This is a genomic window from Flavobacteriales bacterium, assembly GCA_016704485.1.
Classification (GTDB): domain Bacteria; phylum Bacteroidota; class Bacteroidia; order Flavobacteriales_F; family PHOS-HE28; genus PHOS-HE28.
In genome coordinates, this window is record JADJAA010000001.1 from 70,070 (window position 1) to 96,218 (window position 26,149).

A 26,149-nucleotide genomic window follows, 5' to 3' on the forward strand; every position below is an offset into this window, starting at 1 on the left:
TGGTCCCCCTGACCATGCGTATTCCAGCGATCTTCTTTTTGACCCTTGTGATCAGCAGTGCATTCGCCCAGCGTTTCGCACCCTTACAGCCCCCGAACTCATATCGCAACGCGGACAATCCGTTGTACTGGAAGAACAGACCGCCTTACCCGGGATACTGGCAGCAGGATGTGCACTATTTGATCAAGGCTCGTTTGAATGATATGGACGATGTAATTAATGGAGATCTTACGCTCTATTACCATAACAACTCACCGGATACGCTCCACTACGTTTACTTTCATTTGTACCAGGAAGCCTATGTCAAGGGTTCATATTTGGAGAACAAGTCAATCGCTGAAGGGGAGGACAAGAAGTACTATTCAACGCTTCCATACGGCGGCACGCGTGTTCACGCCATCACATCAAATGGAGACACGCTCCGATCGGAACAGGACAACACAGTGTTGAAAGTCTGGCTGAAGGCCCCGCTGTCTCCTAGTGAACGGATAACGTTGCGTATGGATTTCGCGACCCATTGGTCAACAGCGATCGATAGACGAATGAAACTGTTCAATGCATGGGGCCAGAAACATTATGACGGCGTGCATTGGTATCCACGGATCGCGGTGTATGATCGGAAGTTCGGTTGGGATACACAGCAGCACCTAGGCAGCGAATTCTATGGTGATTTCGGAACATTCGATGTGGAACTCGACTTCCCGAACCAATATATTATGGATGCCACGGGTTGGCTTCAGAATGAACGGGAGGTGCTACCAGCGGAACTGAAAGCGAAACTGGCGCTCAGCAATTTCAAGGATAAACCATGGAATGAACGCCCTTCTGTCGTGATCGTTCCGGATACTTCGATCCGCAAAGTGTGGAAATTCCATGCCGAGAACGTACATGACTTTGCCTTTACTGCGGACCCGACCTACCGCATAGGTGAAGCAACCTGGAATGGCGTTAAATGCGTTGCACTTGCACAGGAACCCCACGCAAGTGGTTGGCAGAATGCGGCAGAGTACACAGCGAAGATCATTGAATGTTTCAGTCGTGACTTCGGCATGTATGCTTATCCAAAAATGATCGTGGCCGATGCGCGGGACGGAATGGAATATCCCATGCTCACACTGGATAGTGGGAATGAACCCAACTACCGCGGATTATTCGTGCATGAGATCGGGCACAATTGGTTCTTCGGCATGCTGGGTAGTAATGAAACATACAGGGCATTCATGGATGAAGGATTCACCCAATTCCTGACGATATGGGGACTCGAACAGATCGACGGTGATACCATGGTCGAAACACCTGCCAAGAACTTCTACGAACGTGGTTTTACTCAGCCAAGCCTTGCTCGCGAGGAACCGGTCTATTACAGCTACCAGTATGATGCTCTTAGAAATGAAATACCTCCAATTAATGTCCACAGTGATGAATTCGGACACGTTGAAGGACTAGGACGAGGCTATGGCCATGTGTATGACAAGACCGCTGTAATGCTCTACAATCTGCAATACGTGCTAGGCGACTCGCTCTTCTTAGCAGCGATGCAGAATTATGTACAGCAATGGAAGATCTGCCACCCTTACCCGGAGGATATGCGGCAAAGTTTTATCGACTTCACACACGCGGACCTCAATTGGTTCTTCGATCAATGGATAGAGACCGATAGACGCATCGACTACTCCATAAGAAGTGTGAAACGCAAGAACCGCAGTGAAGGACAGGAGATCCGTCTCTTGAGAAAAGGTGATCTGCATATGCCGATAGACCTTCGTATTACTGCGAACAATGGTAAAAAATATGACTATTACATACCCAATACCTGGTTCGAAAAAAAGACGGATGCCACCGTACTTCCGCGCTGGATCGGGTACGATGAACTTGCCAGGGACTACACGGCCCGCGTGGATATACCCACTGGAATTGCGAATGTTCAAATTGATACAACAGGCCGCTTGGGCGATGTCTATCTATTGAACAACAGCATGCATGTTCCAGTGAACATCATGTTCGATCATCATATCCGCAACAGACCAGATCGCCATGCCTACCAGGTATTCGCACGCCCGGACCTTTGGTGGAATGGTTACGACGGAATAAAAGCCGGTGTTCATTTGAACAGCAGCTATATGAAATACAAACACCAGATCCACTTCAGCGCATGGCTCAACACCGGAATTGGTCAATACTTATCACCGGACAACCCCGTTTTCACGGATGCATTTCCGGGTAACAAGGATGTGGCATTCGACCCCCTCTCGTTCGTTTTCAGTTACGAGAATGGCACAGAGAAACTGCTTAAAGGGTCCAGCGTCTCTTTAAAAGCGCGCCACCTTGATGGCTTGGAACTTTACGGCGGTGGCGCTAAATGGAAAGCACCCAAAGGGGGTTTTGATGTGGAGGCGGACCTACGCTATTTCGTACGTAAGGATAGTGCCGACCTGACCTACCTGTTGTACCCGAAGGAATGGACCTTGAACAAATGGCAAGGGGTACTGGATCTTTATGCCAACAAAAAGTATCAACTCTTGGGCGGAACGGGCAAATTGCAATTGCGCCTGCGACAACCCATGGTCGGTTCCACTGGATTTGGTGAGAACGTGCGACTAACGACTTGGAATGAATTCGACTTGGGTAAGGCCGAATTGAAAGTGCGTCTTATAGCGCAATACGGTACCGGTACCGGTGGCATTGAAACAGCATTCTACATGGCCGGTGGGGCGCCAGAGAACCTGATGGAGAATAAGTACGTGCGCAGCGCTGGTCTTGTGCCCTATGATTGGGTAGGCGCTTATGGTAACAACGTAAACCACTTTCACTACGGCGGCGGTCTGAACCTACGCGGCTATGCGGGATATTTAGCCCCTGAACTGACCCCGGACAGCACCGTAGTTTATACATACAGAGGCAACACAGGCGTAGCCGCGAATGCCGAACTTGACCTGGATAAATTCTTGCGCATAAAGCCGCGCTGGACCAAACGCTGGTTACACCTGGATGCTTACCTTTTCGGTGACATCGGCAGTATGGGATACCGCGACGCACGCAATGGCAAACAGCAATTGGAAATGGCCATGCCCCGCGCCGATGCCGGAGCTGGTTTTGCCCTGACCATTAAAAAATTCGGGCCTTTGGTGGATATCAAACCGTTCACCATCCGCTTTGATATGCCGTTGTTCCTAAGCGCGCTACCTGCTAATGAAACAGAACATTTCGCATTCCGGTACGTTGTTGGCATTGGCCGTAGTTTCTGACGCATTCGCCAGCCACACTGAATGAATCCGATCACCCTACTCCTTTGCCTTCTTTTCACAACAGCATCATTCGCGCAGGATATCAGCGGCCGTTGGACAACGATCGATGATAACACGGGTGCCAAGCGCTCCGTGGTTGAGATCACTGTAACGAACGGAATTGCAACTGGCCATATCGTTGACATCCATGACAAGACCAAGCTTGAGAAGGTCTGTGAAAAATGCAGCGACGATCGAAAAGGCCAACGGATCCTAGGACTTCCGATCATCCGCAACATGCAGAAAGATGGCGACGAATGGGAAGATGGCACCATACTCGACCCGGAGAATGGAAAAGTTTACGATTGCAAGATGTGGTTAGAGGACGGTAAGTTGATGGTCCGCGGATACGTTGCGTTCTTCTACAGAACGCAGGTGTGGGTGCGGTGATGGTATTTACATGGCAGGGCTAAGGGCTTGGGTCAACTAATTACACTGATCAAGCAACGTATTCATTATCTTGGAATCAAATTCAACTCAGAATGTTCAGATCACTGGAAATAAAAATTGTACAAGCAGTCGCACTTAGCTTGTTGAGTTGTTCGTTGTTTGCACAAAACATGTTGCTGATCGGCTCTAGTCGCGACACTCCTTTCGCATTTCACCAAGGTATCAATACAGCGAATACAAATTACAATTCTGCTTTGCAATTCTCGGCATTCTCACAACCGGGAAATCAAGGCGGGAATAATACTGGGCGAGCGATCATTGATTTCGACTTAAGTGCAATACCATCGGGATCAACCATTCAAGGTGCCTTCCTCAGCCTTTCGGCTATTGGGCCTCATGGTCTCGGCCAAGTAGCATCTATCGGCCATGTTGGTCAGAACCAATGTATTCTGTCCCTGGTGAATTCTGCGTGGGATGAGAATACCATTACTTGGAACAACCAACCAACAACAACGAATGTGGATTCCGTGAGCATACCCGCCAGCACCTACGCCTTACAGAACTATTTAAATATTGACGTAACAACATTGATCCAGGACATGGTGGATGATCCGATAAATTCTCATGGCATAATGATCAAACTCGTGAATGAATTTCCCAGTAATGGTTTAGCGTTCTACGGGAATTTAGCACCGGAAGCGGATAGACGTCCTCAATTGGCTATTGCCTATGGAGAATGTCCTACTGTCAATGGATTGTTGGAACTATCCGCACTGGACCGGAACATTCTGCTGGTTCCAAATCCAGGACTCAGCGGAAACGCTGTTCGACTGGACCTGCCTTCCATGGAAAGCGGTTCCATCACTATTGAACTCTATGACCAACTCGGTCGTAAACTCAGAACATGGAACGCGGTGCAATACCCGTTCGAATTGCGTTTACCGACGATCTCCGAAGGCAGTTATTCCCTTAAGGTGGAAACGGTAAATGGAGAACAATTAGGTGTTGCAAAATTAGTCGTGCAGTGACCTGATCGCGTCTATTTGCAAAGCGACCGTACCAGTTCCACTAGCTTATTACGCTCGTTCGAAGGCCATCTTTTCATGATGCGTTCTCTCGCTTTTTGACTTCGAGCTGGAATATCCGAATCCAAAGCCTTTTGGATCAACGCTTCTAGTTCGGTAAGATCCTTTTTTTGAAGAATGAAACCAGTATCACCAACGATCTCCGGTAATGCTGCGACGGAACTAACGATCGGAACACAGCCACACAACATAGCCTCACATGGTGCGCTCGGGAAACCCTCCCACATACTCAGCTGTAAATAGAACTCATGACTTGCATAATAGGCTGGCAGATCCTCGTACGGCACTGAGCGTACCAGCTTAAGATTGCTCGGAACCGGCGGATAGCTCATACCTTCTGCATCTCCCAATATGGTGAACTCCAGTTCTGGGAATCGTTCGGCCATAGCAAAGATCAGGTCTGCACCTTTGCGGTAGAAATTGGGTGCGTTCATTCTGCTAACGGTCAAGAACGAACCCGGTCGGCGCTCACCTTGTGGCTTGAACCGTTCAAGGTCATACCCGTATTGCAAAATGGTATACGGCGTAAGGATATCGGGAAATAAGCCGCGGAAACCTTGTACCGAAGGGTCTCTTGGGTCAGGCGAATAAACGTACCGGCTTTCAACCAAACTTGCGTCGACAGGAGCCAAGTGGGTGGCATTTCGCAAACTCCAGCGAACAAGAGATCCATACGGCCAGCGAATATGATCGCCATAGCCGAATGATGGGAATTTGACACATTCCGTTCCACCTAGCACCAACAGCGACGGGACACCGAAGAGCTTTCCCAATAAGACCACTAGGATGGAATGGTAGCCCGCAAATTGGGTAACCGAGATATGTGCACCAGGAAGATAGCGCAACAGGAAAACGAATTGCCTTAACAGTACGATCGGCGTGAATATCTTGCGCCCTATAGAAAAATCAAAGTACTTGAGGTCGAAATGTTCACGCAGAAGAAGGACGTCATTTCTCGAAAAAGAAGCTGTAACGTTTGTGCAATAGACCAAACGCTTCTTTGGTCCTTCTCGTGCTTCCTTCATGAAGCGCAAATCTATTCAGACTGCGATCAATCCGTTACCTGCTAAAAAGATGGTGATCGGAACCGGCATGTTGGCCCATGCATTTTCAGCATTCAAGGCGGATCCCCATGTCTGCATTTTCGCTTCCGGGGTGAGCCGCTCCAGTGAACGTGAGCGTTCTGCTTTTGAACGAGAACTCGACCTGCTTTCCGCTCAGGACAACGCTTTTCAACTTGTTTACTTCAGTACGTGTAGCCTTTACGATCCTTCATTGCAGGACTCGCCCTACATTCTGCATAAGCGGAAGATGGAACAATTGATCGCGGACCGCTTTAGCAAGCACTTGATCGTTCGGCTACCGAACATGATCGGCAGAACAAAGAACCCCAACACATTGACCAATTTCTTAAGGGACCGCATTCTGCAGAACGAACATTTCGAAGTGTTCCAAAATGCAACACGCTACCTCTTGGACGTTGATGACGTTATCGAGGATCTATCACCGATCATAAAGGCACCGAAAGAACCAAGAGCAACATTGAACGTCTGCGGATCCACACCGATCCATTTGCCAGCGCTTGTTGCTATGATGGAAGAGGTTCTTGATCGAAATGGTGATCATGATCTTGTAGAGAAAGGTCAGTCGTACGAAGTGGATAATTCAAAATTTCTGGAACTGATCGGACCTTCGCGAAAAAGCACCTATGAACACCAGGATCTTCTTCGTACGCTTTCAAAATATTACGCAGAGCGCCGCTGATATATTTGACCTATGGGATTGAAGAAAGCTACCTCGCTATGGCTGGAGCATATTGCGCGTTTCGGAGTCTTAAAAGGCACACGGATCGTACAGTTGAAAAGCAGACCATCCCCATCGTTATCCACGATCGACCTTCCCGGTAATAATGGCTCGTTCCAACTTCGCCCGGGTACCTCGGACATGGCCATATTCGATGAGATCTTCTACAGCAAATTCATTCCGCGTACGGCTCGCTACGATACCGTAATTGACTGTGGAGCAAATATTGGCTGTACAGTTCGCTACTGGACCATGCTCAACCCTACCTGCAAAGTTGTGGCCGTGGAACCTGACAGTGAAAATTTCGGGATCCTTTTAAAGAACACAACGGGAATGCCCAATGTGAACTGCGTGCAAGCCGGAGTATGGCCGGTAGAAGGATCTTTACACTTGGATACCGAGGGATTTGGGCATTCGGGGATCCAAACGCGAGCCGATGTATCCGGTGATACGCCTGCGGTGACCATACCTGGACTTATGAAGCGTTTTGGGATCGAACATATCTCATTGCTTAAGATCGATATCGAAGGGTCTGAACTGGAACTTTTCTCAAGTGGAGACCTCGGCTGGATCGCAAATGTTGATACCATCGCGATCGAACTTCATGATCATATGAGACCGGGCTGCGGTGATGCCTTCTTCAAAGCGATCGCACCCTATTCATGGACCTATGAGATCTATGGATACACGTTGGTCTGCTCAAAAATGGGCCGCGCCTGAAAGGATACCGATATTTGGCCCACATCAACCATGGCAGTTCCCTTCCTTAAACCGATCTATCGTCAACTCAACAACTTGCTTGGTCGCGTTCGCCGTTCGCAGACCGCACGTATTCCGAGGGTTGAACTGCACGAGAAACACATCCGGAACTTAAGGGTCGTGCTCGATCGCAAGGCATTTTTGGAAGCCTTACCGAAGGGCGGCGTAGTGGCTGAAGCGGGTGTGGATCATGGTGATTTTTCCGAAATGATACTGGCAATTACAAAACCCGCACGGCTACACCTGATCGATGTGTGGGCAAGTGCGCGCTACCATGGCGGATTGGAAAAGATCGTGCGTGACAAATTCGTAAAGGAGATCACCAGCGGTCAAGTGCAGTTGGATCTGGGCCTTTCTACGGATGTGCTACCGACCTATGCCGACGGGCAATTCGACTGGATCTATATCGATACCGACCATGGTTACACCGTAACAGCAGCTGAACTTGAGTTGGCTCGGACGAAAGTGAAACCGAATGGGATATTGGCTGGCCATGATTTCAGCACCTGTAACTGGGACGGCGGTGTGCGCTATGGTGTGATCGAGGCCGTGCATGAGTTCTGTGTGAATTACGATTGGGAACTGATCCTGCTCACGCACGAGACCGATCGTTTCCTAAGCTTTGCGATCCGGAAGATAGCCTAGCGGCCTCCCTGCGTTTAGGCTTACTCAGCCAACCACCTTCCCGCGTATGCGTTGTGAGAATTCCATCAACTCCTTCAGCAGACCCATGGCGTATGCGGCGGGCAGGAACAAGGCCGCTGCGATCGCTGTGCGCATGATCACGCTGAGGTAAGGGTTGTCTACTGTTGGTACGAACTGCATAACGCCCAATACGGCGATGATCAATAGCGCAACCAATACCGTGCGTCGGTCGAAGGGCCAAAGTCCATAGCGTGAGTAGAGGATCCATGTGCGGAACACGTTCACGAGCATCAACGACAAGAACGTTGCATACGCTGCGCCAACTATGCCCATGCTGCGGATGAAGAAGAAGTTCGCGACCAAATTCACGAGCAACATGCCGATGCTGCTGAAGGCATCCAACCGATATGATCTCGACATACTGATGATGCCAACGCCCAGTTGAACCGCACTGGTGAGCATGTAGGAAAGGCCTATGACCAACGCTACTTTCGCGCCTCCCGCGTATTCCGCTGGTAGTAGTGCGAAAAGCCCATCCAAACTGGTTACCATCAACAGGAACAAAAACCCACTGATCAAGAATTGTACGATCGATGAGGAACGATAAAGCATCTGGATCTTGGCCGTGTCATTCTGCTTCCAAGCATCCGCTAGTATTGGTACCGCAGCTTGTTGCAATGCACGTGCAGGTGCCGCAATTACCGACCCGAAATAGAACGCCACGGCATAGTGTGCTACATATTTAAGACCATCGCCAAGCAGTGCACCTATCATCAATTGATCCATATTGCCGAGTATGATACCCGCCAGACTTCCAGAAAGCGTATAGCCGCTGTAGGTGAGCATGCTCTTGCGCAATCTGCGTGGTAGCCAACGGTGAGCCCAACCCAATTTGAATTGGCCTGCACGGTAAAGATCCACCACCAACAAGAGCGTGCTCACTAAGAATATTGCGGTGTACAAAAGCATGAAGTCGGTGAACGACATGGGGCGCCACGCTTGGTAACCGATCAGTGCAGTTTGAAGCAAGCGTAGGACGAATTCGCGAATGAAACTGGGTTGCACAGTGCGCTGAAGCGATCGGCTGTAACTGCGCAATAAGATGAAGTGGATCTCTGAGAATACGATCGGTAGCAACAACCATCCATGCGTAACGAATAGTGCGTTGCTATCGGAAAAAATATCCGCGAAAACACCTTGCAAAGCACCCAGTACCAACATGGTAAAAAGCCCGATCGCAGTGCCGAAAAGGAGCAGCATTCCCAACAGGCCGCGATGGTCCTTCTCTGGATCCCGGAAGTAGGGAAAATAGCGGATCACCGTGTTCTCTGCACCGAGTTGGGCTACCTGAGCGGCAATGGTCGCTAACGAGACAAGTAGACGCGTGAGTCCGAACTGGTCCGCATCCAACACCTTTGGGTACAGCAGAACCACGTTCACAAAACCCAGCCCAATGCCTAAGTAGGCGAGCAAGGTGTTGAGGGTGGCTTGTCTGGCGATGATGCCCATTGAGGAGTTGATCAGAAGATCAGATCAGGAACGCAGATAACGCAGATGGTTATGATGATCACAGATCGTTCGTTGGTTTTGGTACAGAGTAAATGGTATTGGGAATTGGGAGTGTCGGCTTATGTCTTATGTAGTCTGCCTTGTGCCTTGTGCCTTGGTTCTTTGTTCTTGATTGTTCGTTGTCGATTCTTGCTGTCTGCATGGTCTAACTCCCAAAGAACATATCCTAGCGAAACGATAAATTCCGGGACTGCAAAATGCCAGTGCAAACTGCCTAGTGATTTTGTGCTGTAAACGTACGTTGCAATAATTCTGCTACTTCGTTGGCTAGTGATGGGCGGCTGAATTGATTCGTTGCTTGATTTTGATGGCCCTGCATTGGCGTTGCGAAAAGTGCTTTGATCCGTTCTAATTCACGCTTCGCTCCGGTGCGTGAAATTAGAAGGTGATCTAAACCTAGAACCCGTGCAATGTCTCCTTCTTTCGGGCCTACCGCCAAGATCGGGCGGCCAACGCTTAGGTACTCGAATACTTTGCCTGGAAGGATCCCCATGCTGTTCGGTGTATCGTTGATCGGCAACAACAGTACGCGGGCTCGCTGCATCTCTCGCATCGCTTCTGCATGGCCCACGCGGCCCATGCGTTCAATGTGTTCACCCAGCCCTGCGGATGTCGCACTTTCGATGACACTTAGGTCTACCGGCCCAACGAACCGCAATACGAACCGATCAGCGAATTCACCGTCGGTGCGAACCAATTCACCAAGTGTATTCCACAATTCCGGGCAATCGCGTGTGGCAACCATACTACCGATGTGTACGAGGCTGTATGCATCATCCATAGATGCTGATGGATTGGGCACATCGGCAGGATCATATCCATTGGTGATCACCTCTACTGGCCTACCACCCAATTGCTCAAGATCCTTCGCCCAGCTCCAACTTACCGTCACCACCTTATCCGCGGCTTGTAGTACTTCGCGCTCCAACCGGTGTTGTTTCTTATCGGCCCATTTGGTTAAGGTCAGCTGTCCGTAATAATCAATGTCGGTCCAGGGATCCCGGAAGTCAGCTACCCACTTTATTCCCGTCGCACGTTTCAGTCCCAAGCCGATCAGGTGCATGCTGTGCGGTGGCCCGGTGGTGATGATGGCATCGACAGGGTGCTCCTTCAAATAGTTCGTCAGGAATTTAATACTTGGCTTCACCCACCACACACGTGCATCGGGAATGAACAGATTACTGCGGATCCAAAGTGCTACGTCATCTTTCCAACCCCGCTTACCACCTTCGTTCAAGAATGCGGTTTGCACGCGCTCTTCTTGCTTGCGACCCGTGAACCGTTTGTACAAGCTGAAGGGTTCCGTGATCGGCTGCCTGACCACTTCTACTTCTTGAGCAATGTCTTTGGACAAGTCCGGATCATGCGAGACCAACTCCGGATCCTGCGGTGTGTAGATCACCGGTTGCCAACCATTCTGCGGAAGATACTTGCTGAATTTCAACCATCGGTATACCCCGGCCCCACCATTGGGTGGCCAGTAGTAGGTGATGATGAGGACGCGATGCACGGAGGTTATGTTGATTAGCTGATGGGATGATCAGCTCATTAGCTGATGGAGTGACTGCTTGGTCGAAGAAAGCAAACGAAATGTAGAATGAAGAATGTAGAATGTAGAACTCTGAACGGAGCCTCTGCACGGGCATTGAGACCAAACACAAATGAAATGGTTCCACAACTGTGCGGGATAAATAGGACTTATCACTCCAGCTTGTTTTGTTTGAACTCATAACCCAACGCACCCAACACTAACAAAAGGACCAAGCTGCTGCTCGCCAATGCGAAAGGTCTGGATGTATTATATGGTTCGCTTTCCACCTTGAACACGATCGTGTGCTCACCTGCTGGCACGGCCATGGCACGCAATACATAATCAGCGCGAACGTGCTCGGCAGGTACCCCATCGATGCTTGCTTTCCAATCGGGACCATACCAGATCTCGCTGAACACCACTACTCCACCTTTCGCGGATCTTACCTTGTACGTAAGTTCACTTGTGGCATAGGTCGTCAATTCCACAGAGGCACTCGGATCCGGCTGCGGAGCAATTGAACCTAATGCTGCGCGATAGCGTTCATCAATAACAGCTGTGGTGCGTGGATCGATCGATCCAAGTTCCATGATCTCTTCGTTGGAGTTGCTCACCCACTTAAGATCATCAACGAACCAACCGTTACCAAAGGCATTGTTGTTGCGGATGGGTGCACGCTCCGCAGAGTAAATGAGATAGCGCGTATTCAACATGTTCAACACGTGCTCGTTGGCCATCAAGCTATCCATTGCAGGGATGCTCGTACCGCTCTGAAGCATGCCGATAACACGTTGCATACTCGGTGAAATGTGGAACTCGATCAACTCTTGGTAGCGCTTCAATTTGGCACCGTGATAGCCGCCTAAACTGCGGTGGAAGTAGCTCACCTTGGTATCGTTGAACGGATTCGCCAATGCTAGTACACGGTAATCCGCATGCTTACGCAGGCTGCTGAATCGCGCACTCAATTCATCTTCTTTACTGAGCGGCTTAATACCTCCTTGTTCAGCTTTGAGCCTTGCAATATTCGCTTCGTGATCGGTCTGTGCAGCTGGTGTCCATTCGGCCTCCAAGATGGCTTTGTCGGCTTCGTCAGGAGTGTACGGCCGATCATACGCTTCCTGGTCCACCCATTGAACTAATCGGCCACGGTCCTTTTCGTTGTTCATGTACCGCTTATCAACGGTCCACTGATCGACAAGGATCAAGAGACCCAACCCTGCGATCAATACGGGCACACCGACCTTCTTCTTACCGAACAGGTAGATCAGCACACATGCTACCGCAACGAAAGCGAAACTGCGCATGGCATCTGCACGGAACATTCCGATCCGTACATCCTTCAATCCATTCACGAATTGCAGCAATTGCCCTTCTTGCTCCGGAGAGCTTTCCATCTGTGCAGTGAACGACTCGCGTTCCTGGTCACTCACGAAGTTGAACAGTGAATCGGGCATCACCATTGCCGCCAAAAGAAACCCGACCAATACTCCCATCCCGATCAATGACCTCTTTTGCATCGTAGGTGTCCAGCCACCGTTCTTGATCATTCGATCCAAGTAAAGAATACCCAGTACCGGTGCGGCCAATTCCACGATCACCAATATGATGGTGACAGCGCGGAACTTGTTATACCCTGGCACGTGCTCTAAGAAAAAGTCGGTCAGCGGCATCAGATTCTTTCCCCAGCTCAACAGAAGTGTCAGCAGCAGTGCACTGAATAAGGCATACACCAATGCATCTCGCATCAGCACAAGTCCAACGACCAAATAGATGATCACGAGTAAGCCGGATAGTACCGATGCTTTTATTCCACCGATCGTCGCTTCGCCATCCAAGGAGAACGGTGCGGCATTCGAGATCTGGATCAATGCGAGGACCAAGAGCAATGAGCTCAACAACCACCATCGACCGCGGCCTTCGGTCTGCAGTAGCATTAGGAACATCAACAGCATGATAACGGCACCAGCATATTGCGGCCCGGAGGTGCTGAGCTGATCGCCCCAATACCGGTTCATTTGCGAAATATTCTTGCGGAACTGCTGTGGAGCATTGGCCAGGTCTTCCGGCGCCGTTCCGATGGCACCGGTCGCACCGCCCTTAGCATCGGGGATCAGGAACGTGGAGGTCTCTTGTTTCCCATAACTGTACTGGGTAACATAATCACGATCCAGACCGCCGGTACGCACGCCTTCCGCGGATGCCCCACTGGGAGTGATCGTCAATTCGCTTTTGCCACGCGTGCTGAATTTGCCATACTCCAGCGTGCTCCAAAGCATTCCGATGTTGCACAGCAAGGCCAACGTTACAGCAACCACACCTAGCCCGGACCGTTTCAGGAAATCGGCAGCGGTACCTGCCCGGAATGCCCGCACTGCCTCGGCCAATACAAAGAGAACGAGCAAGATCGCCAAATAATAGCTCACCTGCACGTGGTTGACCATTACCTGCAGCCCGAGGAACAATGCAAGCAATGCGGCGCCCAAGAACATCCTCCCACGATAAAGCATGTACACGCCGCCAAGAACCATGGGCATATAACCGATGGCATTTGCCTTGCTAGTATGCCCCGCAGGAAGGATCACGAAGAAGTAGGACGAGAATGCGAACGCGATCGCGCCGACCACCGCTAGCCACGGGTTAACATTCAGTATCCTGAGCAACACGAACATACCCAGCAAGTACAGGAACAGAAAGCTTGCAGGCCTTGGCAAGAAACCATGGAACATCGAATCCGCGTACTTCAGCAAGTTCGCACTCCAGATAACACTGATCTGGTAGGCTGGCATTCCGCTGAACATGCTGCCGGTCCAGAGGGCCTCTTCACCGGTTTCAGCACGGTGCTCCTCCACCTCATGGGCCATACCCTGCCACTGCTTAATGTCGTGCTGGTTAAGCTGTTTGCCTTCCAATACAGGGCTGAAGTAGATCAGACTTAACGCATAGAACAGCGCCAGGGCTGCTACAACAGGGATGAAACGTTTCCACGCGATCGTATTCATGGGTAGTTTGTCTATTTGATCTCTTCGAAATCCGCGTCCGTGATCGTGCCGTTCGTAACGGAACTGTCCTTGTCCGGACGAGCGTTCTCAACGCGTATTTCACCTTTGGGCCGTTGATCCAGTGGTCGCACGGTCGTGGAATGTGTACTTCCTCCGGACCGCTTGTTAATGCTCCGTTTCATCAACATCCGAAGGATCCACCACACGGCTATCAAAATGAGAATTGTACGTAACGTGCCCGGCATACTTGCTTCCAAAGGATCCATCTGAAGCGGCCAAAGATAGTTCTGACCAACCTGCCTCGCTGGATCGCCGTACCTTTGCCGCCCATTCCGCCCGCCGTACGGTGGGTTTATACCCAGTTTACCCCATTCACTATGTCCACTTTTGAAGAGCTAGGTCTCCGTTTGGAACTTCTTCGTTCCCTTACTGATATTGGCTTTACCACACCTACTCCTGTTCAGGAAAAGGCCATTCCACTGATGTTGAAATCAGAAAAGGACGTGGTAGCACTTGCCCAGACCGGAACCGGAAAAACCGCTGCTTTTGGTCTTCCGATGCTCGAATTCCTGGATCCGCAGGACCGTAGTATTCAAGGGTTGATCCTCGCCCCTACGCGCGAATTGTGCGTGCAGATCAGCAAGGACATGGAGAAGTTCGCGGCGAATATGAAGGGAACCCGCATTGTTGCGGTCTATGGCGGTTCCAGCATTCGTGACCAAATACGCGACATTCAGCGTGGTGCACAGATCATTGTGGCTACGCCTGGTCGTTTATTGGATCTGTTGGGTCGCAAGGCTGTTGATCTTTCTACAGTGGATGTGGTTGTTCTGGACGAGGCGGACGAAATGCTCAACATGGGCTTTCAGGAAGACCTTACGGAGATCCTACAGACCACACCACCGGATAAGCGCACGTGGCTCTTCAGTGCGACCATGAGCAATGAGGTGCGCCGCATTGCCAAACGGTATATGCGCGAATTCGAGGAAGTGAGCATTGACCGCTCCGCGAAGACCGCAGAAGCCATCGACCACCAATATTCCGTGGTTCATTCAAAGGACCGTTATGCCGCATTGAAGCGATTCATTGATGCGGATCCGGACCTTTTCGGTATTGTCTTCTGCCGCACGAAGCACGAAACACAGGATCTGGCAACAGCCTTAGTGAAGGACGGCTATAACGCCGATGCTATTCACGGTGACCTGAGCCAAGCTCAACGCGACCATGTTATGGGTCGTTACCGTGCTCGGAGCATTCGCATGTTGATCGCTACGGACGTTGCTGCGCGAGGTATCGATGTACAGGATGTAACACACGTTATCCACTTTGACCTTCCGGGTGAGGCGGAGAATTATACCCACCGCAGCGGTCGTACCGGCCGTGCAGGGCGAAAAGGGATCTCGTTGAGCATTATTGGTGTTCGCGATGTGAACAAGGTGCGTCATTTGGAACGTTCGTTGAAGACCCACTTCACTTATGTGCGTATTCCGGGTGGCGCTGAGATCGGTAAGCAGCAGGTAATGTCCTACATGAAGAAGTTGAAGGACGTGGAGGTTGATCATGAAGGATTATCTGAATTGATATCAGAAGCGCGCGTTGAGCTAGATGCATTCAGCAAGGAAGAACTGATCGAACGGTTCATGAGCATGGCCTTCAACCGTATTCTGGAGTCGCAGCGCAAGTCGTATGACCTGAACGTGGATATGAGCCGCAAGGATCACAGCGCGCGTGCTGAGCGTCCAACATCTGCGGAGCGGTTCAGTACTGGAAGGCAGTTATTCATCAATCTCGGTTCTGCTGATGGTTTCGACAAAGGCAAAATGCTCGGCTATATCTGCGGCATGAGCGGCCTGAGCGGTGAACTCATTGGCCGTATGATGATCAAGGACGTTTATTCATTCGTGGATATTGAACCCGATCATTTCGAGCAAGTGAAGAACTCTTTTGCTAACGCCAACTATAAAGGACGCAGCATCCGTGTTGATGAATCTGCAGGTGGCCAAGGCGGTGGTGCCCCACGCGGAGGTGGCGGAGATGGATCACGTGGTGAAGGTGGCGGTGGATACAAAGGCGGTTCCGGCGGCGGTGGCTATAAAGGAAAAGGCGGCGGCGGAGGTGGCTACAAAGGCAGCTCCGGAAGCGGTGCAGGACATCGCGGCGGAGGAGGCTATAAGGGTAGCGACGATCGCGGCAGTGGTGGCGGTGGATATAAAGGCGGTAATGATCGCGGCGGCTTCAAAAAGAAGGAAGGATTCTACGAGCCTAAGCCTAAGTTCCCGAAAAAGGAACGGAAGAGCAAATAGTATTAATTCCTTTCCGGGGCGCGGTCAGGAATGACGTTCCTGATTCTTTCCGCCTAAAGTGGCGGATTACTGATTCCCTTCAATCACTATTACTGTAACGATCAGGCTTCGGGTCTTGTTGGTGGTTGGTTTGGCTGTAACTCGTTGATGGTTATCTGTTTTACTGTCTGTATGAACGATGGCAAGCTGCTCGCGTTGCAAACTGCCAACTGCAAACTGCTATTGCTAACTGCCCACTGCACTTCGCGAACGGCTAACTGCTTACTCCTCTCTCTCTTCTACTTTTACAAGCGGGATGGATATTGCTACCACACTTGCAGAAGGCCGTATCAAGCAGAATATTGATCGTGTGCGTGAATCCATTGGCTCGAACACTGCGCAATTAACGCTATTGATGCACATGGTGCTGCGCGGAACGGATCGCGAACAGCAAATGGCATCTTGGGTGCTTTCCGAGGTGTGCGATGATCGACCAGAACTAGCCAAAAGCTGGACTGGACAAATGCTCTCGCTCTTGGATGAGCCCCTGCACCAAGGCACACACCGCAACATTATCCGCAGTTTTCAATTCATGGAGTTGCCGCAGCGGCATCACGGAATGATCACGGACAAAATGATGGCGATCCTGGCTGATCCATATCAACCCATTGCATCCCGGGCCTATGCGATCACCGTGGCCATGCGCATGGTTCAACTCTATCCCGAACTAGCAACTGAAATGAAGTTATTGATCGCGGAAGTGTTACGAGTTGATCCTGACCCAGCGGTCCGATCACGTGCTATTAAAGCGAGAAAAAAGCTAGAGCGATTCCGTTCCTGAAGCGTTAGTTATCGGGTATGGTTTACATTACGTTTGGCTTCCAACAAATGCGATCCCGTATCTGGAAACTGCTATGTCCGCGTCTCAATGCTGCACAACGAACCGGTGCACCGAGCTTAACGCATTCGCGTCCGCAGGTCTGTACTCCAATATATACGTCCCGGGATCCAAAGCACTGGTCTCCACCTGCTCATTCGTGTTGAGCATGGCCCGTGAGATCACCAAGGCACCCGTGAGCGACCTGACCTGTATGACCCCTCCGATCTCCTCGGTTCTCACGTAAAGCACATCATCGGCAGGCGAAGGCCATATTGCGGCTCCAGTCTTCTGGTATTCATCAATGCCAACAAGTGACCCTGCACAGCTGCAATCCTTCGAATAAACATCGTTGATAGAAGTCTCATCGCCATCATCACAAGGGCTACCTGGTATGGCAGCACCTCCGACAACGTTCTCACAATCCGCAATTTGCAGACCGGTGCCTACGGCTATTGCACCTAAGGATAGGTCAAAATAGGAACCTGATGCCGTAGTGCGCAACTTGACTGCGCGCACCATGTACCGCGTGTCGGCCATGTATTGTTCGGTGGATGTGAACGCCGTTCCGGTAACAGGTGTTGACGTTAGCTGCACGATGGTATCGTTGACCTCATCGATCCTGTACACATGGTATCCATCGACCGCCACCGGGGATTGCTGCCAACTGAACGATGAATACCATTGAGAATTGGATACGACCAAGGAGGTGGGTGGAGCAGTATAGAACATCCGTACCGTGGGATCTCCCATAAGGCCCATCTGCACACGGCCCAACGACTGACCTTGCCACCCACCATTCTGCAATGTGTAGTCCTGATTGTTATTGTTCATGGAGCGCAGGGCGCAATAACCGATCGGCTCGCCCATAGCCAACGGATGTAAATACCAATTCGGCATACCGCTCCAAACATGCGCAAGTCCATTGCCTCGCGCAAGAACAGCCCTCAGGAAATTGTCACTATTGTCCCAATCACCGAAGTAGGATCCTAAGGACATGTTGAATACTGCACCGTGGGAATTATTCACCATGTCGAACGATGATAGCCCATTGGTAGTGCCTGCAAGTACGGTTCCTCCGGGGCCAGGTAATTGAAGTCCTGTGCCACTTTGATACATGATAAGATCGTCGTTGTTCAAATAATGCTGAACGTATGGACCAGTGGCTATACTCAGTTCCGTGATACTATCCAAGCCTACGCACGCTGCTGAGCTTTGATATCCCGACATGCTCAGTGGATCAGATACCCATTGAAGATCATCCCACACCGAAGCTCGTATTGGCACCGTGAATTCTCCCGTTTTCCATTCATGTGCTTTCGCGAAATAACCGCGCAGCATATTCAGCTCGCCTTCGGGGAACGATGGCATATCATCAAAATCCACTCGCCCTACTTGCAGCTCAACTGCCGAAGTGAAATCACTCTGATCGAACTTTCCATCTCCCGGTACATTATGATTCCAACTGAAATTACTCGCAACCGTATTCACGGAATTATCCGTCCATGTGCCATTCATTTCACCATAATAGCCATCACATGGCCAAGCGCCGCGGTGTTCCGGATGACCATCCGGATTAACGCTACCACTGTATGGTACAGGAACGTGCCCAATAACATATACAGCCTTCACTTCCGTTGGTGCTGCATCATAGTCTGCTCTAATAAGCGATCTGACCGAATTCACTGTAGCAGAACTAAGAACGTCATGGCGTTTCACGATCCAACCGTCCGCGAGCAGATCATCTTCCACTTCAGCCAATTCACCGACCAATGATGCAGCCGCATTGCTCTCCACCAACAATATCAACTGACCACGATATCCAACTTCAGGCACCCGGATACCGGAACGGATATATCCGTATGCTGACCCGCCCCCAGATCGCACAACACGGTACTCGTACGCAGACCCAACTTGCACGGTAGCATCGGAATAACTTAGTGCCGATCCTGGAAGATCGACAATAACACTGCCCCAACTGGTTGCACCATTGGCTCGGCGATAAATGGAATATCCGCTAGCCCCAGTGTAACTATTCCACTTGAGCATAATGGACGTCCCGCCCGATGGGATCGTTGCCATTACACGCACTGCCTTGGCATTACTAGGACTGGTCGTTTGACCAAAACCGCATCCATAGAACGCAACTATCAGAGGGAAAAGCAAGGCTCGTTTCATCGGTTCCTGGGAACTTCGCACTAGTGTAAGCAACAAAAGGGACGCAAAGTTCGGCAATTCGGGTACCTTTTGGCAAGTATTTCAGGTGGTTAGCTCTGATAGACGAGCTGTATACCATAACACTGACGATCGCGAGTACGCCCGAGGAGACCAAAACCAGAACGTTAATTAAAAACACAATTTCGTCAGGGCGACCAACTCGAACCGACAACTTCAACAATGAACTCCAAGACAACTTTACTTCTTACATCCTTGATCTCCTTGGCAGCCTGCAACACGACCGGAGCATCAAATGAAACGGCACTGAAGCTAAGCGAACTAACTGGTGCTGACCTTTCTGACCAAGATCTCGCAGGATATACCAAAGCCTATTTCGCTAGTGGCTGCTTCTGGTGCGTTGAAGAGGTGTTCGAAAGCGTTCGCGGCGTAGCAGAGGTGGTTTCCGGCTACGCAGGTGGGAAGGAGCAGAATCCTACGTACGAGCAGGTAGGCCGTGGAGCAACTGGTCACGCAGAAGCAGTTGAGGTGTATTACGACCCCAAAGTGGTGAGCTTTCAGACCTTGGTCGATGTGTTCTTCGCAAGCCAGGATCCTACTACTCCAAATAGGCAAGGCCCCGATGCTGGCACCCAATACCGCTCGATCGCATTTTTTACTACGCCTGAGGAAAAAGCGCAGATCGAAGCCACGATCATAAAATTGAACGCTTCTGGCACCTTTGACGATCCAATCGTTACGGAGATCACTCCATTCGAGAAATTCTGGCCTGCCGAGGACTACCACCAGAATTACGTTCGCTTGCACCCGAACGAAGGGTATGTGCAAGGAGTTTCAATTCCCCGGTTCGATCGATTCAAGCAACAACTTCCTGAAGTGCTGAAATAGCTCCTATTGTTTCCCACTCTGAGCAGACCTTCAGATCTCTTCTAATATGGAGCTTCCTTTCGACATGTCACCGCTTGTCCATTGCCACTCCTCATGCAATCGCAGTTTTCCATTGTGCAGTACCTCTGGTGTTGAGTGACATGTTCCGGTCATCAACTCTCCCAGTTCGTTGACCTGGTGATAACGCATATCCAAACAGCCTTTATCATCTACCAGAGCGATCAGGTGACCTTGAGTGATCCGGCCTCCTTGATAAGAACACGTAACAACACTACCCTTTTGGTGGTAATGGAAAAGGACCTCCTCGGAGATCTCTCCGTTCGGTGAATTACTCACGGGCCGAAAACGCCGCTCGTTGTAGTCTATCATTTGCTCCAATTCAAAACATTCTACTTTCTCAGGTAAAGAATGGCATCTCTGAACGGCGATGCTGCACCTTCAATGAAATCAACATCGAGTTGCCGACCTACATCGGTATAACAACTGTCCACTTGTGCACTCTCGCGTTTCCAGGTTAGGACGGCATTCGTTTGCTCTTTCGTCCCCTGAGCGTATGCATTCAACAGAACACACGGGTTATTGCTCACTGTATGATCTCCCACACCATCGAGCGGCGACATGCCATCACGCCATTGCACCGGTCCGAATTGCGTAGTCGCGATAAAATTATCCATCACTACTACATGATCATCGAACACGCCATAGTAATTGGAGAAATTACTGTGCAACCAATTGCTACTATAGTTCAGCGGCAAAAGCACCATTCCATCGCGTAATGCAGGACTCAAGCTCAGGAACTCATCACATTCCTTGCCCAATCCGGCAGAACCTTCGCTCTGGATCTTCAGATGGTACAGGTCCAACGGAACGATGATAACCATGATAATCACTAATAGCATGTTCGGTGCAGGTGATACAACAAGCCAACAACACAGAAATAGCATCGCGAACAACAACAGACGAGCGGAGGTATTGAATCCACCAGCCATTGCATCCGGCAGGATGAAGTAAGCTACAAGACCCGCTAAGCTGACCAGCAACCAACTATCCGTTCGAAGCACTTGACGACCATACTGTTTGAAACGAAAGATCATCGCCGCTATGCCGAAAAGGCAAAAGGTCAATGCGATACCCGCGCAAACAACATGCTCTCCGACCAGTCCAAACCCATTGAATACGCGACCACTCCAGATCATTGATACAAGTTCAAGCGGTTCGATCCGGGTACTGGAAACTTCAGCAGAGGGTACATGGCTGAAGTAAAGCACCGTGAACAATAACGGCAGAATTGCTGACACTCCGAGTGCGACCACTACCCGACGAAGTTGCTTTGGGTCGGCACTATCCTTAACGATCGCTAGCCACACGATGACACTTGCGATCACGGCTATGGTCACAAAGAACGTAGAGAGGTGAGCGAAATATAGAGCGAGCAATACCAGCGCCAATAAGGAAACGTGTATTCGTGACCCATGTAAACCGCGCATCACCAATGCGATCGCAACGAACATCAACGGAAAGCTCAAACAGAAATTCTGATATCCCATCCAAATGGTATGTGACAGCAGAAAAGGCGTGATCAACAACGTGGCCCACTTACGTTCCGGAGCGATCGTGCCAATGAAGAAACGGAATGACCATGCAAGGCCGATGATGCAACTTCCCCAAACCAATTTCTCCACCATCCAAGCAGGTATGAACACCATCAAGACAGCGCTGAAAGCTTGTCCGAACCAGTACGGATCCGGATAGGGATTCAGGTGAAAGAACTTGCTGATGAACGGTTCATTGAGAAGCAGATCCTTCACAAGTCGCGCACCATACAAATGCACAGGACCGTCCAACGTTATGAACCACTTCGATACAAATAGCGGTACGACATGGATCGTCGTTATGATCCAAAAAAGCCAGGGCTCCATCCTGCTCCAGATTGAACTGCGGGCATTCATTTGCTACTTTTGATCGGATCAGGGCAACTCATTCCGGTTCATAAACATCAACACGCAGATCATCGATCCGCTGCTCATTCCCGGCTTGGTTCCAGATGTAGACCTTCACATTGTCGGCCACATTACGCACTTCCGGAGATAAATAATCCATGGTCTTCGTTACCCATTCATTCCGTGCATCCGGTGGTATGACCCACGGCTCAGTCCTGTACTTGTACGCATCACCTTCGTGATGGAACGAGATGACCATCAACGGCGGCACTACGATGCTATCACCGACCCACAAGCGGGCAGTTGCACGGATCCATACGTGGTCCTCCTTCGTGAGCGCATCATATCGTTCATCGGGGCCGGAGGCGAACGCATTGTCTTGTGACAGTATCAATTCACCGTTCGGTCGATCATCGTAATTGTCCAAGAACAATGTGCGTCCCACGTATCCGGTGGAATCTGCAAAGAACTCAGCTGTGCTCGAAGAACGATCAACGGACAACAGCCGTTCGGCGCCTTCTGGAATGGTTGTCCTTCCAAAGATCGCTGCGTAATATCCAGCGGTCATTCGTTCTTTGCTCAGAATGCGGTTATTCCATTGCCAAGTCTGGAACAGATTGAGAACGACACATGCGGACACACCGATCATTGCCGAAGTCCTAGCCCAGCCGATCGTGGCCAGATCACGCAATAAGAAACCGAGCGGGATCGCTAAAAGCACGAAAGAGGGTACGATGGCGCGCGCACTGAAACTGCCACCGGCATACCACCAATTCGTCCAACTGCTGATCAGATAAACATCAGCGATCAAAAAGACCGTTAGTGCCCAGAACACGTTCCTTCCATTTTGCCATAATGCTAAAAGCCCTGCAATCGCAAGGACCATCAACGGAGTATAAACGAACCATCCTTTCCGGAAGCTGAACAAGAATTCTTTCACGTGAGGCGATCCTAGATCCAGCCCTTCGCCGGCGTTCACGTATGAGTAGAACACCCAGTCGCCAGTTACCGTATGCCAATACAAAAGTTGCGGTGCAATGAATATCAGTAACCCTACCAAAGCGATAAGAAGGTGATGTGGATTCCGAGCCACTGATCTCCACTTTGCCAAAAAACCAGTTTGTGTAGCCCAGAAGATCGGGATCAACACACATACAATTTCAGATGGGCGCACCAACGTTATGTACCCGATCAACGCACCGATCAAGAATGCCGTTCCTGGTTTCGGATCGTCATGCCACCTGATCGTAAACAAGACGAGCCCTGCATAAAGCGTGAACAAGAAAGGGTGCGTGAGCAACGTTCCATCGAACACAGCCAACTGGAAATAATTGGTTCCGAGAACGATCGTGATCATTAGGATAGCTGTCCATCCTTCCGTGAAAAAGTGCAGCAGCACACGTCGGAGCAATGCCAGACCGATCAGGATATAGATCAGCGCACCGTATGTCACCAACCAACGATAGGGTTCCGAAAAACCATCCGCAGCATATCCCAACGGGCCTGCGATAGCATGTGCTATGAAAAAGAACGGTGCATAGGCAACGGCCATCCCCGAACTGTATTTGATCACCCGAGCACCATCCTCCGCATCGACCAGCTGATAGAACGTTGATGACGGCTCGTAGGTGGCCATGACCTGATCCAGCCAGGCGTGATCCCGTAAAGCAATGTCATCGTGAATAAAGTAGGCCGGCAAGTAGAGATAATACCCGAACACGTCCCATGTCAGCGCACTCTTCGTGGAACCGGTGGAACGCAGGATCAACATCAACGCACACAACCCGAACAACACTACTAGTGAAGGGCGGTTGCGCATATTCCACTGTGAGCCACTAGCGACCTTCAAAGTTTCTGTCGTTGATTCGCGTGCCATCCAATGCCGTACAAAGATGCTCCATCATGCGGATCATTCAGGCAACTTCCTCAAAGCCTCCCGCACGCTCAACGGCGACAATGATCGGGAATCTACATAAGCCCGCACGCTATCCGGTGCGGTACTCGAATATTCACGAAGCACCCAACCGATGGCCTTGCGAATAAAAAGATCCGGATGCGTTGCCAGCGCATCGATGTTGGTGAACAACAGCTTTTCATTGATCGCCTCCTTCCATTTCAATTGATACAATAGCGCCGTTCGGTTCAACCAAAGGTCCTTGCTCTTCATCCAATGCGCATTCCATTGCCTTATCTCATTCGGATAACGCTTCAGGATCACTCCTGCTACGTTCACCGCCAGTGCATCAACCGTATCCCACCAACTTTTTGTTGTAATGAGGTCTTCCAACAATGGCAGATCGTCCGGTCCCAATTTCTTTGCAGCATTCATCATCAGATCCAAAGCCACTTGATGCATCTCACGTTCCGGCAATGAAAATGCGGATCGTGCGATGAAGGGTAGTTCCTCCAACAATGGCTTACCGTGGATCGCGATATGCTCTTTCAAAAGTTCCCGGCGTAACGGTGTCTTAATTCCGAAGAATGGAAAATGACCCTTCATATATGCGCTCATTGCTATTGCATTCACAGCGTTCGCATGCTGCTTGAAAACCACGTGGAGCGGGACTAGATAAGGATGCATTTGAAGTAATGCTGATGACCGATCAAGTACACGTGGTCCTGTTTCAACGCTTCTGGCCGGTTCCTGAATGATATACGATCCAGAACAAAGGCATTATTGATCCTTCATTCGAATGAACCGTCCATTCCGATAAATATCAGTTCGGGTCAGTTCACCATTCTCGTCGTAGAACTTGAATTCACCATGCGGGAACCCCATTTTGTGGTGCCCTGCGAACTCAATTCTTCCATTAGGGTGTTTCGCAACAAAGTCGCCATCAGGCCTACCGTTGTAGCACATGGTAACAGTAGTTACGTCGCTGAAAGGAACCTTGAATACATTCTCACCTTCCAGCAATTTCCCACTTAGATCCCACGCTACTCGTTCCCCATGAAGCGCACCGTTCTTGTAACCCTTGACCCATTCTATTCCACCGTTCGGATGATAGGTTGTGATCTTACCATGTAGTTCCCCCTTTTTGTAGAACAAGAAAAGTTGCGGTACACCATCGTCATAGTAGTAGAGCGCCTTGCCATGCATTTTACCATTTTTGAACTCCGTTCTCTGTTTCAGCCTATCATTCTCGTCATAGTATGAAACGCGCGTTCTGCCATTTCCTGGCTTCAACGGCACTGTGACACTGTATTTGTACGCTGAATTCTCCAGATACAGCGTATCCATGTACTGCGCATAATTATCCGATACGCAGGTAATGAGACATAGTATGATCAAATATCGCATTTCAAGAAAGTGCTAATTCTCTGCTAACGTACTGAATAGATCGAGGGTCTTTGGCAACGCCCCTTCGAGTTCCAATAATTCCTTCTTCGCACGCAGTCCTCCGGCGTAGCCCACCAAGGCACCATTACCACCGATAATTCGATGGCACGGAATAATGATACTGATGGCATTAGCGCCATTTGCATACGCTACAGCCCGAACCGCCGTTGGTTCAGCTATCTTGGATGTAAGTTCTGAATAGGACCATGTACTCCCGTAAGGCACATTTCGCAATGCTTGCCATACCTCACATTGAAAATCCGTGCCCACCAAACTGAGAGGTAAGTCGAATTCTGTTCGCTCACCTCGAAAATACAGTTGCAGTTGTGCAATGGCTTTTTCAATGACCGGTGAATCACCTTCTTCGAAAGAAGCGTCAAGTCCGCGCTGGATGCGTGCATCAATTGTAATACGCATTTTCCGGTAACGCCAATCGCACAAACACAAGTCGTCCTTGAAAGACCCAAGGAGCAATTCCCCGAATGGTGTCGGGAGGATCTGGGTTATTATCCGTGACATACCGATCTCATTGGTGCGCTGAACTGGTTCGTCCCTAAAGATAGACCTCTTTCTTACCTC

General features: G+C 50.2%; 21 protein-coding genes. 9 read left to right on the plus strand and 12 right to left on the minus strand.

The annotated features are described in order from the left end of the window. Positions 1–14: 14 nt before the first annotated feature. The 3 genes from IPF95_00300 (at position 15) to IPF95_00310 (ending at position 4,702) form a co-directional block, all read left to right on the plus strand. Positions 15–3,245: a M1 family metallopeptidase gene (locus IPF95_00300; protein ID MBK6473135.1), complete on the plus strand. Its 3,231-nt coding sequence runs from the start codon at positions 15–17 to the stop codon at positions 3,243–3,245. A 21-nt stretch (positions 3,246–3,266) separates the two neighbouring features. Continuing rightward, on the plus strand, positions 3,267–3,674 hold the full coding sequence (locus IPF95_00305) for a DUF2147 domain-containing protein (protein MBK6473136.1): 408 nt from the start codon (positions 3,267–3,269) through the stop codon (positions 3,672–3,674). Between the two features lie 92 nt (positions 3,675–3,766). Next, positions 3,767–4,702, plus strand: coding sequence for a DNRLRE domain-containing protein (locus tag IPF95_00310; GenBank protein ID MBK6473137.1), 936 nt, complete (start codon positions 3,767–3,769; stop codon positions 4,700–4,702). Between the two features lie 11 nt (positions 4,703–4,713). Here the strand turns inward: IPF95_00310 and IPF95_00315 are convergent, their stop codons facing one another. Beyond that, positions 4,714–5,784, minus strand: coding sequence for a glycosyltransferase family 4 protein (locus IPF95_00315; GenBank protein MBK6473138.1), 1,071 nt, complete (start codon positions 5,782–5,784; stop codon positions 4,714–4,716). On the opposite strand from IPF95_00315, the gene IPF95_00320 reads away from it, so the two are divergent. Genes IPF95_00320 through IPF95_00330 form a run of 3 tightly spaced genes read left to right on the plus strand, consistent with a single transcriptional unit; the run spans position 5,783 to position 7,966 of the window. Further along, on the plus strand, positions 5,783–6,523 hold the full coding sequence (locus IPF95_00320) for a hypothetical protein (GenBank protein ID MBK6473139.1): 741 nt from the start codon (positions 5,783–5,785) through the stop codon (positions 6,521–6,523). The two genes, IPF95_00315 and IPF95_00320, sit on opposite strands and share 2 nt — an antisense overlap. Before the next feature lie 12 nt (positions 6,524–6,535). Further along, on the plus strand, positions 6,536–7,282 hold the full coding sequence (locus IPF95_00325; protein ID MBK6473140.1) for an FkbM family methyltransferase: 747 nt from the start codon (positions 6,536–6,538) through the stop codon (positions 7,280–7,282). 30 nt (positions 7,283–7,312) lie between these two features. Further along, positions 7,313–7,966, plus strand: a complete 654-nt coding sequence (locus IPF95_00330) for a class I SAM-dependent methyltransferase (GenBank protein MBK6473141.1) — start codon at positions 7,313–7,315, stop codon at positions 7,964–7,966. Positions 7,967–7,990: 24 nt separating this feature from the next. Here IPF95_00330 and IPF95_00335 read toward each other — a convergent pair whose 3' ends face one another. From IPF95_00335 to IPF95_00350, 4 genes are all read right to left on the minus strand, one after another. Then, positions 7,991–9,475: a polysaccharide biosynthesis C-terminal domain-containing protein gene (locus IPF95_00335; protein MBK6473142.1), complete on the minus strand. Its 1,485-nt coding sequence runs from the start codon at positions 9,473–9,475 to the stop codon at positions 7,991–7,993. A gap of 274 nt (positions 9,476–9,749) precedes the next feature. After that, a complete protein-coding gene (locus tag IPF95_00340; protein ID MBK6473143.1) occupies positions 9,750–11,045 on the minus strand; it encodes a glycosyltransferase in 1,296 nt (431 codons plus the stop codon). A 191-nt stretch (positions 11,046–11,236) separates the two neighbouring features. Next, on the minus strand, positions 11,237–14,068 hold the full coding sequence (locus tag IPF95_00345; GenBank protein MBK6473144.1) for a hypothetical protein: 2,832 nt from the start codon (positions 14,066–14,068) through the stop codon (positions 11,237–11,239). Between the two features lie 11 nt (positions 14,069–14,079). Beyond that, positions 14,080–14,250 carry a hypothetical protein gene (locus tag IPF95_00350; protein MBK6473145.1) on the minus strand — a complete coding sequence of 57 codons (171 nt, stop codon included), beginning with the start codon at positions 14,248–14,250 and terminating at the stop codon, positions 14,080–14,082. 195 nt (positions 14,251–14,445) lie between these two features. Here IPF95_00350 and IPF95_00355 point away from each other — a divergent pair, with 195 nt between their 5' ends. Both IPF95_00355 and IPF95_00360 read left to right on the plus strand, forming a co-directional pair. Continuing rightward, on the plus strand, positions 14,446–16,371 hold the full coding sequence (locus tag IPF95_00355; GenBank protein ID MBK6473146.1) for a DEAD/DEAH box helicase: 1,926 nt from the start codon (positions 14,446–14,448) through the stop codon (positions 16,369–16,371). Between the two features lie 295 nt (positions 16,372–16,666). After that, positions 16,667–17,191, plus strand: a complete 525-nt coding sequence (locus IPF95_00360; GenBank protein MBK6473147.1) for a hypothetical protein — start codon at positions 16,667–16,669, stop codon at positions 17,189–17,191. Positions 17,192–17,275: 84 nt separating this feature from the next. On the opposite strand, the gene IPF95_00365 is transcribed toward IPF95_00360, so the two are convergent. Beyond that, positions 17,276–19,405: a T9SS type A sorting domain-containing protein gene (locus IPF95_00365; protein ID MBK6473148.1), complete on the minus strand. Its 2,130-nt coding sequence runs from the start codon at positions 19,403–19,405 to the stop codon at positions 17,276–17,278. A 219-nt stretch (positions 19,406–19,624) separates the two neighbouring features. Here IPF95_00365 and msrA point away from each other — a divergent pair, with 219 nt between their 5' ends. Next, positions 19,625–20,290: a peptide-methionine (S)-S-oxide reductase MsrA gene (gene msrA / locus IPF95_00370; GenBank protein MBK6473149.1), complete on the plus strand. Its 666-nt coding sequence runs from the start codon at positions 19,625–19,627 to the stop codon at positions 20,288–20,290. A 30-nt stretch (positions 20,291–20,320) separates the two neighbouring features. Here msrA and IPF95_00375 read toward each other — a convergent pair whose 3' ends face one another. The 6 genes from IPF95_00375 to IPF95_00400 form a co-directional block, all read right to left on the minus strand. Continuing rightward, a complete protein-coding gene (locus IPF95_00375) occupies positions 20,321–20,659 on the minus strand; it encodes a n-acetylglutamate synthase (protein MBK6473150.1) in 339 nt (112 codons plus the stop codon). A 20-nt stretch (positions 20,660–20,679) separates the two neighbouring features. Continuing rightward, positions 20,680–22,209 (minus strand): hypothetical protein, encoded by a 1,530-nt coding sequence (locus tag IPF95_00380; GenBank protein ID MBK6473151.1) that lies wholly within the window; start codon positions 22,207–22,209, stop codon positions 20,680–20,682. Positions 22,210–22,267: 58 nt separating this feature from the next. Continuing rightward, positions 22,268–24,106 (minus strand): hypothetical protein, encoded by a 1,839-nt coding sequence (locus IPF95_00385; GenBank protein MBK6473152.1) that lies wholly within the window; start codon positions 24,104–24,106, stop codon positions 22,268–22,270. 33 nt (positions 24,107–24,139) lie between these two features. Next, a complete protein-coding gene (locus IPF95_00390) occupies positions 24,140–24,811 on the minus strand; it encodes a DNA alkylation repair protein (GenBank protein ID MBK6473153.1) in 672 nt (223 codons plus the stop codon). A gap of 93 nt (positions 24,812–24,904) precedes the next feature. Then, positions 24,905–25,531 carry a toxin-antitoxin system YwqK family antitoxin gene (locus IPF95_00395; GenBank protein MBK6473154.1) on the minus strand — a complete coding sequence of 209 codons (627 nt, stop codon included), beginning with the start codon at positions 25,529–25,531 and terminating at the stop codon, positions 24,905–24,907. Positions 25,532–25,543: 12 nt separating this feature from the next. Beyond that, entirely contained in the window at positions 25,544–26,089 is a 546-nt protein-coding gene (locus IPF95_00400; protein ID MBK6473155.1) for a methylated-DNA--[protein]-cysteine S-methyltransferase, read from the minus strand. Positions 26,090–26,149: the final 60 nt, after the last annotated feature.